Raw genomic sequence first — 12,051 nt, 5'->3', positions numbered from 1 at the left:
TCGCCGACGTTGCTCATTATAATGCGCGCCAGGCCATACGATCGTATGCGCAACAACAGAACATTTAATTAGAGGTAATCATGGCTATTGAACGTACTTTTTCCATCATCAAACCAAACGCGGTGGCAAAAAACGTTATTGGCAGCATCTTTTCTCGCTTTGAAGCTGCAGGGTTCAAAATCGTCGGCACCAAAATGCTGCACCTGACCGTTGAACAGGCTCGCGGTTTCTATGCTGAGCACGAAGGTCGCCCGTTCTTCGACGGTCTGGTTGAGTTCATGACCTCCGGCCCGATCGTGGTTTCCGTTCTGGAAGGCGAAAACGCGGTACAGCGTCACCGTGACCTGCTGGGCGCCACCAACCCGGACAACGCCCTGGCCGGTACCCTGCGCGCTGACTACGCTGACAGCTTCACCGAGAACGGCACCCATGGTTCCGATTCTGTAGAATCCGCTGCTCGCGAAATCGCGTTCTTCTTTGCTGAAGGCGAGGTTTGCCCGCGCACTCGCTAATCCTCGTCGTCTTTTCGACCGTCGCGGCGTTGGCTGCGCGCGTTCACCCCGGTCACATAGTTATCTATGCTCCCGGGGATTCACTTGCTTGCCGCCTTGCGACAATCGAAAAGCCTTAGAGGATTAAGCATGCGGTTATGATTTTTTTATCATTGACTGCGTGCAGGCATGGCTTCCATGCGCCAGAATTTGTAGAATATAGCGCCCCTGGACGAGCAGTCGCTCTCCGGGGCGTTTCTTTTTCAACCCACCTGGGGCCATAACGTGTAATAACGAGGCCGGAAAACATTATGTCTGAACAAATTGTCACGCCTGATACCGCCGCTCTGACGGTGCCGAACAAAGATGCCAAAATCAACCTGCTGGATTTAAACCGTCAGCAGATGCGCGAGTTTTTTAAAAACATGGGCGAGAAGCCTTTCCGCGCCGATCAGGTGATGAAATGGATGTATCACTACTGCTGCGACGACTTTGATGAAATGACCGACATCAACAAAGTCCTGCGCGGCAAACTGAAAGAAGTCGCTGAGATCCGTGCCCCGGAAGTGGTGGAAGAGCAACGCTCAACCGACGGCACCATCAAATGGGCGATCGCCGTTGGCGATCAGCGCGTTGAGACCGTCTATATCCCGGAAGAAGACCGCGCCACCCTGTGCGTCTCTTCACAGGTAGGCTGTGCGCTGGAATGTAAATTCTGCTCCACCGCTCAGCAGGGCTTTAACCGCAACCTGCGGGTGTCCGAAATTATTGGCCAGGTCTGGCGCGCGGCGAAAATCGTCGGCGCGGTGAAGACCACCGGCGTGCGTCCGATCACCAACGTGGTAATGATGGGCATGGGCGAGCCGCTGCTGAACCTCAACAACGTCGTCCCGGCGATGGAAATCATGCTGGATGACTTCGGTTTTGGTCTCTCCAAACGTCGCGTCACCCTGTCGACGTCAGGCGTGGTGCCGGCGCTGGATAAGCTCGGCGATATGATCGACGTTGCGCTGGCGATTTCCCTGCACGCGCCGAACGACACCATTCGTGACGAAATCGTCCCGATCAACAAAAAATACAACATCGAGACCTTCCTCAACTCGGTGCGTGGTTATATTTCGAAGTCCAACGCCAACCAGGGCCGGGTGACCATCGAGTACGTCATGCTGGATCACGTCAACGACGGTACCGAGCACGCCCACGAGCTGGCGGCGCTGCTGAAGGACACCCCGTGCAAGATCAACCTGATCCCATGGAACCCCTTCCCGGGGGCGCCTTACGGCCGTAGCTCCAACAGCCGCATCGACCGTTTCTCCAAGGTCCTGATGGAATATGGATTTACGACCATCGTGCGTAAAACCCGCGGTGACGATATTGATGCCGCCTGCGGCCAGCTGGCGGGCGATGTTATTGACCGTACCAAGCGCACGCTGCGTAAGCGGATGCAGGGTGAAGCGATTGACGTAAAAGCGGTCTGACAAATGATGACCCGTGCAGCACAGGCGGCGCGGGTCATATTTATGACCAATAACCAGGCGAAATACGCTGATTCAGTTAATAATTACGGTGCGTTTTTGTCGACTTTGAGGCAGTATGTAGCGGCACAACAACCGCTTAGCATTCAATTTTGATTCGTCTCTGTGATCGCGCGCCTGACAGTCCTATACTGTGAGGCTGACGTACCACAGATGTCTCGCGGCGCCGGCGTTTTCCCGCGCTGAACTTTAAATTTCACGTACCAGTAGTTGTAGCGAATGAATACTGAAGCCACTCAAGATCATCAAGAAGCAAACACCACGGGCGCGCGTTTGCGTCACGCCCGCGAACAACTCGGACTTAGCCAGCAAGCGGTGGCCGAACGCTTATGCCTGAAGGTGTCCACGGTTCGTGATATTGAAGACGATAAGGCACCTGCCGACCTCGCCTCCACCTTCCTGCGCGGTTACATCCGCTCCTACGCTCGCCTCGTACATATCCCTGAAGAAGAACTGCTGCCGATGATGGCCAAGCAAGCGCCTATCCGTGCGGCAAAGGTCGCGCCAATGCAGAGCTTCTCTTTAGGCAAGCGTCGCAAAAAGCGCGATGGCTGGCTGATGAGCTTTACCTGGCTGGTGCTGTTTGTGGTTATCGGCCTGAGCGGTGCCTGGTGGTGGCAAGACCATAAGGCGCAGCAGGAAGAGATCTCGACCATGGCCGATCAGTCTTCCGCTGAGCTGAACGGCGGTGACGCCAACAGCCAGAACGTGCCGCTGGATACCAGCGCGCCGGTAGACTCAGGCACCGATAGCGCCGCGAACAGCGCGCCAACCGATACCGCCAGCACACCGACCACCAGCGCCCCGGCTCAGACGCCAGCGGACAATAACGCGGTCGTGGCACCTTCTCAGGCTAATGTCGATACCGCCGGAACGGCCCCGACGACCCCGGCAACGCCGGCCTCGCCGTTACCGACCGATCAGGCGAACGTCACGACCCCAGCGGCATCGGCACAGGATCTGGTGATGAACTTTTCCGCCGACTGCTGGCTGGAAGTAAGCGATGCCACCGGTAAAAAACTGTTCAGCGGCCTGCAGCGTAAAGGCGGCAACCTGAACCTGAGCGGTCAGGCGCCGTATAAACTGAAAATTGGCGCCCCGGCAGCGGTACAGATCCAGTTCCTCGGCAAGCCAGTCGATTTGAGTCGTTTTATCAGAACTAACCAGGTTGCGCGTCTGACCCTCAATGCCGAACAATCACCGGCGCAGTAACAGACGGGTAACGCGGGAGATTTTTCATGCATAACCAGGCTCCGATTCAACGTAGAAAATCTAAACGTATTTACGTTGGTAATGTGCCAATTGGCGATGGGGCCCCCATCGCCGTCCAGTCAATGACCAATACGCGTACCACCGATGTGGCCGCGACGGTAAGCCAAATCAAAGCGTTAGAGCGCGTCGGCGCGGACATCGTCCGCGTCTCTGTTCCGACGATGGATGCCGCCGAAGCGTTCAAACTGATCAAACAGCAGGTCAACGTCCCGCTGGTCGCCGATATCCATTTTGACTACCGTATCGCGCTGAAAGTCGCCGAATACGGTGTTGACTGCCTGCGTATCAACCCGGGCAACATCGGCAACGAAGAGCGCATTCGCACGGTTGTGGACTGCGCACGCGATAAAAACATTCCTATCCGCATCGGCGTCAACGCCGGCTCGCTGGAAAAAGATCTGCAGGAAAAATATGGCGAGCCGACGCCGCAGGCGCTGCTCGAATCGGCTATGCGCCACGTCGATCATCTCGATCGCCTCAACTTCGATCAGTTTAAAGTCAGCGTTAAAGCCTCCGACGTCTTCCTGGCGGTAGAGTCTTATCGCCTGCTGGCGAAACAGATCGATCAGCCGCTGCATCTCGGGATCACCGAAGCGGGTGGGGCACGCAGCGGCGCGGTGAAGTCCGCGATCGGCCTGGGCCTGCTGTTATCCGAGGGGATCGGCGATACGCTGCGCGTCTCGCTGGCGGCGGATCCGGTGGAAGAGATCAAGGTCGGCTTCGATATCCTCAAGTCCCTGCGCATTCGTGCTCGCGGCATTAACTTCATTGCCTGCCCAACCTGCTCGCGTCAGGAGTTTGACGTTATCGGTACGGTCAACGCCCTGGAGCAGCGTCTGGAAGATATCATCACCCCGATGGATGTTTCGATCATCGGCTGCGTGGTGAATGGTCCGGGCGAAGCGCTGGTCTCCACCCTCGGCGTGACCGGCGGCAACAAGAAAAGCGGCCTTTATGAAGACGGCGTGCGTAAAGATCGACTGGACAACGACGACATGATCGACCAGCTGGAAGCGCGTATTCGTGCCAAAGCCTCGATGCTCGATGAAGCCCGTCGTATTGACGTTCAACAGCTTGAAGCAAAATAACGTGTTGGGAAGCGATACGCTTCCCGTGTATGATTGAACCTGCGGGCGCAAGGCGCCGGGGTTCATTTTTGTATATATAAAGAGAATAAACGTGGCAAAGAACATTCAAGCCATCCGTGGCATGAACGATTATCTGCCGGGCGAAACCGCTCTCTGGCAGCGCATTGAAGGCTCACTGAAGCAGGTGCTCGGTAGCTACGGTTACAGCGAAATCCGTTTGCCGATTGTAGAGCAGACCCCGTTATTCAAACGCGCGATCGGCGAAGTGACCGACGTGGTTGAAAAAGAGATGTACACCTTTGAGGACCGCAACGGCGACAGCCTGACGCTGCGTCCGGAAGGGACGGCGGGCTGCGTACGTGCCGGCATCGAACATGGTCTGCTGTACAATCAAGAACAGCGTCTGTGGTACGTCGGGCCAATGTTCCGCCACGAGCGTCCGCAGAAAGGTCGCTACCGCCAGTTCCATCAGATTGGCGCCGAAGTGTTTGGCCTGCAGGGCCCGGACATCGATGCCGAGCTGATTATGCTGACCGCGCGCTGGTGGCGTGAGCTGGGCATTGCCGATCACGTCAGCCTTGAGCTGAACTCCATCGGTTCGCTGGAAGCGCGTGCCAACTACCGCGACGCGCTGGTCGCTTACCTGGAGCAGTTTACCGATAAACTGGATGAAGACAGCAAACGCCGGATGTACACCAACCCGCTGCGGGTGCTGGACTCCAAGAACCCGGACGTGCAGGCGCTGCTGAACGACGCGCCGGCGCTCGGCGACTACCTCGACGAAGAGTCGAAAACCCACTTTGCCGGCCTGTGCGCGCTGCTCGACGATGCCGGGATCCGCTACACCGTCAACCAGCGTCTGGTACGCGGCCTCGACTACTATAACCGTACCGTGTTCGAGTGGGTAACCACCAGCCTCGGTTCCCAGGGCACCGTCTGCGCCGGCGGCCGCTACGACGGTCTGGTTGAGCAGCTTGGCGGTCGTGCCACCCCGGGCGTGGGCTTTGCTATGGGGCTGGAACGTCTTGTTTTACTGGTCCAGGCAGTGAATCCGGAATTTAAAGCCGATCCTGTTGTCGATATATACCTGGTAGCCTCCGGGACCGATACTCAGTCTGCTGCAATGCGTCTGGCTGAGCAGGTTCGCGATGCGCTGCCCGGCGTCAAGCTGATGACCAACCACGGCGGCGGCAACTTTAAGAAGCAGTTTGCCCGCGCCGATAAGTGGGGCGCCCGTATCGCCCTGGTGGTCGGTGAGTCAGAGATCGCTGACGGAAACGTGGTAGTGAAGGATTTACGCTCAGGTGAGCAAACTACCGTAACGCAGGAGAGCGTTGCCGCGCATTTGCGCACACTTCTGGGTTAATCTCCCGGGAATTATTAGTCAGGAGAAGGACTGCGTGGAAACTTTTAACAACGAGAACGATCAGGTCGATGCGCTGAAGCGCTTCTTTGCCGAAAACGGCAAAGCGCTGGCGGTCGGGGTGATTTTAGGGATTGGCGCGCTGGTTGGCTGGCGCTACTGGACCTCCCATCAGCAGGATACGGCCAGAGACGCGTCTCTGGCTTACGAACAGGCGACTTCCGCGCTGAAATCGAATACGCCAGAAGTACTGTCAGGGGCGGAGAAATTCGCGGCTGACAATAAAAATACCTACGGCGCCTTCGCCTCTCTCGAGCTGGCACAGCATTTTGTTGAACAGAACGATCTGCCTAACGCTGAAAAGCAGCTGCAGCAGGGGCTGGCGGCCGCGTCTGATGATAACCTGAAATCGGTTATCAGCATGCGTCTTGCCCGCGTTCAGCTGCAGATGAAACAGGCTGATGCGGCGCTGAAAACCCTCGACAGCATCAAAGGTGAGGGCTGGACCGCCATTGTGGCCGATTTGCGCGGCGAAATTCTGTTGAGCAAAGGCGATAAGCAAGGGGCCCGTGCGGCGTGGGAAGCTGGCGTGAAAAGCGATGCTTCTCCTGCGCTCAGCGAAATGATGCGTATGAAAATGAATAATTTGTCCATCTGAGAGGGACTCGATGCAATTGCGTAAATTACTTTTGCCAGGGCTGCTTTCCGTTACCTTGCTGAGCGGGTGTTCGCTGTTTAATAGCGAAGAAGATGTGGTGAAAATGTCACCGCTGCCGACGGTAGAAAACCAGTTTACGCCGTCCACGTCCTGGAGCACCTCGGTTGGCGATGGTATCGGCGAATTTTACTCTAACCTTCATCCGGCCTTCGCCGACGGCGTAGTGTATGCTGCTGACCGTAAAGGCACCGTCAAAGCGCTGAACGCGGACGACGGCAAAGAGGTGTGGTCTGTGAACCTGGCGGAGAAAGATGGCTGGTTCTCGCGCGTGCCAGCGCTGCTTTCCGGCGGTGTGACCGTCTCTGGCGGCCATGTTTATATTGGCAGTGAGAAAGCGCAGCTGTATGCGCTGAATACCAGCGATGGTACCGTTGCCTGGCAAACCCGCGTTGCTGGCGAGGCGCTGTCGCGTCCGGTGGTGAGCGATGGCATGGTGCTGGTGCATACCAGTAACGGCCAGCTGCAGGCGTTGAATGAGACCGATGGTGCCGTGAAGTGGACCGTTAACCTCGATATGCCGGCACTCTCCCTGCGCGGCGAGTCTGCGCCTGCGACCGCTTATGGCGCGGCGATCGTCGGAGGCGACAACGGCCGCGTCAGTGCAGTATTGATGCAGCAGGGGCAGATGATTTGGCAGCAGCGTATTTCTACGGCCACCGGCCCGACGGAAATTGACCGCCTGAACGACGTCGACACGACGCCGATCATCGTTAACGGTGTGGTTTATGCGCTGGCTTATAACGGTAACCTGACCGCGCTGGACCTGCGTAGCGGCCAGATTATGTGGAAACGCGAGCTGGGTTCGGTGAATGATTTCATCGTCGATGGTAACCGTATCTACCTGGTTGACCAGAACGATCGCCTGCTGGCACTGACCACCGATGGTGGTGTGACCCTGTGGACGCAAAGCGATCTGCTGCACCGTTTGCTGACCGCGCCGGTGTTGTATAATGGCAATCTGGTCGTCGGTGATAGCGAAGGCTACATGCACTGGGTGAATCCGGAAGATGGCCATTTTGTGGCACAGCAGAAAGTCGATAGTTCCGGCTTCCTGACCGATCCGGTGGTTGCAGATGGTCGACTGCTGATCCAGGCGAAAGACGGTACGCTGTACGCGATTACGCGTTAATTACCGCTGTCGTGAATGATTAAGAAACGGCCCCTGGCAGACAGGGGCCGTTTTGACTTTTTTAAAAACGTCGTTAAGACGATGTTGCTTAGTGATTGTATGAGGCATTTAACATGATACCTGTGGTCGCGCTTGTCGGGCGCCCTAACGTTGGAAAATCCACGCTCTTTAACCGCCTGACGCGCACTCGTGATGCGCTGGTTGCGGATTTCCCGGGGCTGACTCGTGACCGTAAGTACGGTCGGGCCGAAGTCGAAGGCCGCGAATTCATCTGTATCGATACCGGTGGTATTGATGGTACGGAAGAGGGCGTGGAAACCCGGATGGCGGAGCAGTCGCTGTTGGCTATCGAAGAGGCCGATGTGGTGCTGTTTATGGTCGATGCGCGCGCAGGCCTGATGCCGGCGGACATCGCCATCGCTAAACATCTGCGCTCTCGTGAAAAGCCCACCTTCCTGGTGGCCAATAAAACCGACGGCATCGATGTCGACCAGGCGATGGCGGACTTCTGGTCCTTAGGCCTGGGTGATATCTATCCTATCGCTGCTTCGCACGGCCGCGGCGTGACCAGCCTGCTGGAACAGGCCCTGCTGCCATGGGTGGATGAGATCAGCCCGCAGGAAGAGGTGGATGAAGACGCCGAATACTGGGCAAAATTCGAAGCCGAGCAGAATGGTGAAGCGGAAGAAGAGCCGGAGGACGACTTCAATCCGCAGGATCTGCCGATCAAGCTGGCGATTGTTGGACGCCCTAACGTCGGTAAATCAACCCTCACCAACCGCATCCTCGGTGAAGATCGCGTGGTGGTTTACGATATGCCGGGCACCACCCGCGACAGTATTTACATCCCGATGCAGCGTGACGAGCGTGAATATGTGCTCATCGATACCGCCGGGGTACGTAAGCGCGGGAAAATCACCGACGTCGTGGAAAAGTTCTCGGTGATCAAAACGCTGCAGGCGATTGAAGACGCCAACGTCGTGCTGCTGGTGATCGATGCTCGCGAAGGGATCTCCGATCAGGACCTCTCGCTGCTGGGCTTTATCCTCAACAGCGGTCGTTCTCTGGTGATCGTTGTCAACAAGTGGGATGGCCTGAGTCAGGAAGTGAAGGAGCAGGTGAAGGAGACCCTCGACTATCGTCTGGGCTTTATCGACTTTGCACGGGTGCACTTCATCTCCGCCCTGCACGGCAGCGGCGTAGGCAACCTGTTTGAATCAGTACGCGAAGCCTATGACAGCGCCACCCGCCGCGTAAGCACCGCGATGCTGACCCGGATCATGAACATGGCGGCGGAAGATCATCAGCCACCGCTGGTGCGTGGCCGTCGCGTGAAGCTGAAATATGCCCACGCCGGGGGCTACAACCCGCCTATCGTGGTGATCCACGGTAACCAGGTGAAGGATCTGCCGGATTCCTACAAGCGCTACCTGATGAACTACTTCCGTAAATCCCTGGACGTGATGGGTACGCCAATCCGGATCCAGTTCAAGGAAGGGGAAAACCCGTTCGCCAACAAGCGCAACACCCTGACGCCGAACCAGATGCGTAAACGTAAGCGCTTGATCAAGCACATCAAGAAAAGCAAATAATCATCAAACCCGCTTCGGCGGGTTTTTTGTGGCCGCCATGCCGGTAAATGTCAAAACCTTCCGCCATAATCCCGCGATACTTCGCGGGGAACAGAGCGGCTCAAAGGTGGACTTACTATGCAGATTGGTTTTATCGGCCTCGGCGCGGTGGTGGAAACCGCCTATTTACCGGCGCTGCGTCGCCTGGGATACCGTATTGACAGCTGCCATGGCTATGACCTGGACTGCAGCAGAGCGCTGCCGGGGATCCAGCGCTGTAATTCGCTGTCGGCACTGCTGGCCGAACCTCTGGATACGCTCTTCATTACCACCTCATCACTTCAGCATCTGCCCGTGCTGGAGAGGGCGTTAGCCAGCGGCATTTCCCGCATCGTGGTGGAAAAGCCGATCGTGGCCAACCTTGAGCAGGCCGCCCGGCTGCGGGCGCTGCTGGCGCCGCCTGAGCAGGCCGCGCGGGTGCTGGCTCTTGACCACTGGATGGCGCGAGGCGTTGCGCTGAACGCTCCTGGCCCACGGTGGCGGGCGGAAGGGGAGGCCAGCCGCCAGCCGCCGCCGCACCTGTCAGCGCAGGATATCGTCTGGCTCGAAGGCTATTTACAGGAGCCAAGCGGCTTTAACGCTGCCGGAGAGCCGGTCGCGCTCAATTTTGCCACTGGGGAGCTGGATACCCGGCAGCTGCGTCACCCTGATGGGGTGATCCTTGATATCGGCACCCATGTCCTGGCGATGCTCCGCGAAACCCTGCACGCCAGCGGAAGCGATACGGCGCTGAGCCTTTCCCTTCGGGTGGCGAAAGACCGCCTCGGCCATGGCATTGCCCCTGGGGATACGGTCACCGCAGAGGGGGAGGCGCATCTGCAGGGAACCCTGGGCACTATCCCGCTCAATATCTGGCTAAACAAATACGCGGGCCCCGCGGGCGGGCAAAAGGGAATGCGGATAGGGCTGCGGGACGGGCGAATCCTCATCCTCGACCGCTCCCCTGAGGGCGAAGTGGTGACGCTGCACGACGGCGAGCGGATCCAGCGCTGGACCCGCCCCGGGACGATCTATTCGCACTGCCTCGATGAGCAGATCCTCGGCGCGGATAATCTGTTTATCCGGGCGCCCGACAGCGTGGCCGGGTTGACGCGACGTCGGCTTGAGGAAGTGGAATGGCTGCTCCGGCTACAGCAGCAATTACGCGGCCCTCATTAAACCCGGAACATGATAAAATAGGTGCAGATAAACGTTGAAAGGAATGGTTATGGAACTTGATTGCCCTCTGTGCCACGCGCCGTTAGATGTCAAAGGCAGCAGCGCGCATTGCGCCCAGTGCGAAAGGGTATTTGCCCTCGAGGCCCGCTGCCCGGAATGCCACCAGCCGCTGGAGGTGCTCAAGGCGTGCGGCGCGGTGGATTACTTTTGCCAGCATGGGCATGGCCTGATCTCGAAAAAACGGGTGGAATTTATTCCGCTGGTTTAGCGGGTGAAGGCTTTCTGGCCCGCGTTTTTTTCACCGGCGCGATCTGCTTCACTTCGCTTTCGATCCAGCCGTCTTTCAGGCGGGTGGTGAGCAGATCGCCGGTTTTGACCTGTTTCGTCTGTTTCAGCACCGTACCGTCGCTCACCGAGGTGACGCTGTAGCCGCGCGCCAGAGTGGCTAAGGGACTCACCGCCTCCAGATGGGTCACCGCGTTGCCAAACCGTTCACGCCGCTCGCTGAGGCGGCCACGCATATTTTCCGCCAGCCGGTATTCCAGCTGCTGGATCCGCGATTGCGCCCGGTGGATCCGTGGCTGCGGGTTGTAGTGATCCAGACGTTGAACGGTGCGCTTTTGCCGCTGTTCGGCGCGCTTAAGCTGCGATTCCACGGCGATACGCATCCGCTGGCGCAGGCGTTCCAGGGCGGTCTGCTGGCGGGCCAGGCGCAGCTGCGGATGCTGTTGCTGCAGGCGATGGAACAGCTGGGTAAAACGGCGCTGGCGACTGGCGAGGAAATAGTCCATCGCCATCTCCAGACGCTGCTGTCCGGACTGCAGCTGGCGCAGCAGCTCCTGCTGATTGCGGCTGACGATCTCCGCGGCGGCTGAGGGAGTCGGTGCTCGCAGGTCGGCAACAAAATCGGCGATCGTGACGTCGGTTTCATGGCCGACGGCGCTAACGATAGGGATCTGGCTGGCGAAAATAGCCCGTGCCACCCGTTCATCGTTAAAACTCCACAGATCCTCCAGCGAACCGCCGCCGCGTCCGACAATCAGTACGTCACACTCCTGGCGCGCGTTGGCCAGCGCGATGGCGCGCACAATCTGCCCTGGGGCGTCGTCACCCTGGACCGCGGTTGGGTAGATGATCACCGGCAGCCCGGGATCGCGGCGCCTGAGAACATGGAGAATATCGTGCAGCGCCGCACCGGTTTTCGAGGTGATGACGCCGACGCAGTGGGCGGGTGAGGGGAGCGCCTGCTTATGTTTTTGCTCGAACAGTCCTTCCGCCGTTAACTGCGCTTTGAGCTGCTCATACTTCTGCTGTAATAACCCTTCGCCGGCGGGCTGCATGCTTTCGACGATAATCTGGTAGTCGCCGCGCGGCTCATACAGGGTGATGTTGGCGCGAACCAGCACCTGCTGCCCGTGCTGTGGGCGAAACGTCACCCGGCGGTTGCTGTTGCGGAACATCGCGCAGCGCACCTGGGCGTTATCGTCTTTTAAGGTGAAGTACCAGTGGCCAGAGGAGGGCTGGCTGAAGTTAGAGATCTCGCCGCTGATCCAAACCTGGCCCATTTCGCGCTCAAGCAGCAGACGCACCGTCTGATTGAGGCGGCTTACGGTAAAAATTGCGGGGGATTGAGAGGGTAACATGTGAGCAAGATCAAACTTTAAAT

General features: G+C 58.0%; 11 protein-coding genes. 10 read left to right on the top strand and 1 reads right to left on the bottom strand.

Going from position 1 to position 12,051, the window contains the following annotated elements; translation table 11 throughout:
- The first annotated feature begins 80 nt into the window (after window positions 1–80).
- From ndk to A1WC_RS06875, 10 genes are all read left to right on the top strand, one after another.
- A complete protein-coding gene (gene ndk, locus A1WC_RS06830; RefSeq protein WP_004866348.1) occupies window positions 81–512 on the top strand; it encodes a nucleoside-diphosphate kinase in 432 nt (143 codons plus the stop codon).
- Window positions 513–802: 290 nt separating this feature from the next.
- Complete coding sequence (locus A1WC_RS06835; protein ID WP_008803802.1) at window positions 803–1,969, top strand: bifunctional tRNA (adenosine(37)-C2)-methyltransferase TrmG/ribosomal RNA large subunit methyltransferase RlmN; 1,167 nt, start codon at window positions 803–805, stop codon at window positions 1,967–1,969.
- Between the two features lie 276 nt (window positions 1,970–2,245).
- A complete protein-coding gene (gene rodZ / locus A1WC_RS06840; protein WP_008803804.1) occupies window positions 2,246–3,238 on the top strand; it encodes a cytoskeleton protein RodZ in 993 nt (330 codons plus the stop codon).
- A gap of 26 nt (window positions 3,239–3,264) precedes the next feature.
- Window positions 3,265–4,386: a flavodoxin-dependent (E)-4-hydroxy-3-methylbut-2-enyl-diphosphate synthase gene (ispG, locus tag A1WC_RS06845; protein WP_008803805.1), complete on the top strand. Its 1,122-nt coding sequence runs from the start codon at window positions 3,265–3,267 to the stop codon at window positions 4,384–4,386.
- Between the two features lie 91 nt (window positions 4,387–4,477).
- Window positions 4,478–5,752: a histidine--tRNA ligase gene (gene hisS / locus A1WC_RS06850; protein WP_016161633.1), complete on the top strand. Its 1,275-nt coding sequence runs from the start codon at window positions 4,478–4,480 to the stop codon at window positions 5,750–5,752.
- A 34-nt stretch (window positions 5,753–5,786) separates the two neighbouring features.
- Entirely contained in the window at window positions 5,787–6,407 is a 621-nt protein-coding gene (locus tag A1WC_RS06855; RefSeq protein ID WP_004201892.1) for a YfgM family protein, read from the top strand.
- Window positions 6,408–6,417: 10 nt separating this feature from the next.
- Window positions 6,418–7,596, top strand: coding sequence for an outer membrane protein assembly factor BamB (gene bamB, locus A1WC_RS06860; RefSeq protein WP_008803807.1), 1,179 nt, complete (start codon window positions 6,418–6,420; stop codon window positions 7,594–7,596).
- 113 nt (window positions 7,597–7,709) lie between these two features.
- Complete coding sequence (gene der / locus A1WC_RS06865) at window positions 7,710–9,188, top strand: ribosome biogenesis GTPase Der (protein ID WP_008803808.1); 1,479 nt, start codon at window positions 7,710–7,712, stop codon at window positions 9,186–9,188.
- 117 nt (window positions 9,189–9,305) lie between these two features.
- Window positions 9,306–10,385, top strand: a complete 1,080-nt coding sequence (locus A1WC_RS06870) for a Gfo/Idh/MocA family oxidoreductase (protein WP_016161632.1) — start codon at window positions 9,306–9,308, stop codon at window positions 10,383–10,385.
- A gap of 49 nt (window positions 10,386–10,434) precedes the next feature.
- On the top strand, window positions 10,435–10,653 hold the full coding sequence (locus A1WC_RS06875) for a zinc ribbon domain-containing protein (RefSeq protein WP_004201901.1): 219 nt from the start codon (window positions 10,435–10,437) through the stop codon (window positions 10,651–10,653).
- Here A1WC_RS06875 and xseA read toward each other — a convergent pair.
- Entirely contained in the window at window positions 10,637–12,028 is a 1,392-nt protein-coding gene (gene xseA / locus A1WC_RS06880; protein WP_016161631.1) for an exodeoxyribonuclease VII large subunit, read from the bottom strand. The two genes, A1WC_RS06875 and xseA, sit on opposite strands and share 17 nt — an antisense overlap.
- Window positions 12,029–12,051: the final 23 nt, after the last annotated feature.

Source organism: Klebsiella sp. KTE92, assembly GCF_000398905.1.
Taxonomy (GTDB): Bacteria; Pseudomonadota; Gammaproteobacteria; order Enterobacterales; family Enterobacteriaceae; genus Klebsiella; species Klebsiella variicola.
Note: the sequence above shows the minus strand (reverse complement) of the source record. Positions and strands in the feature narration are given on the sequence as shown.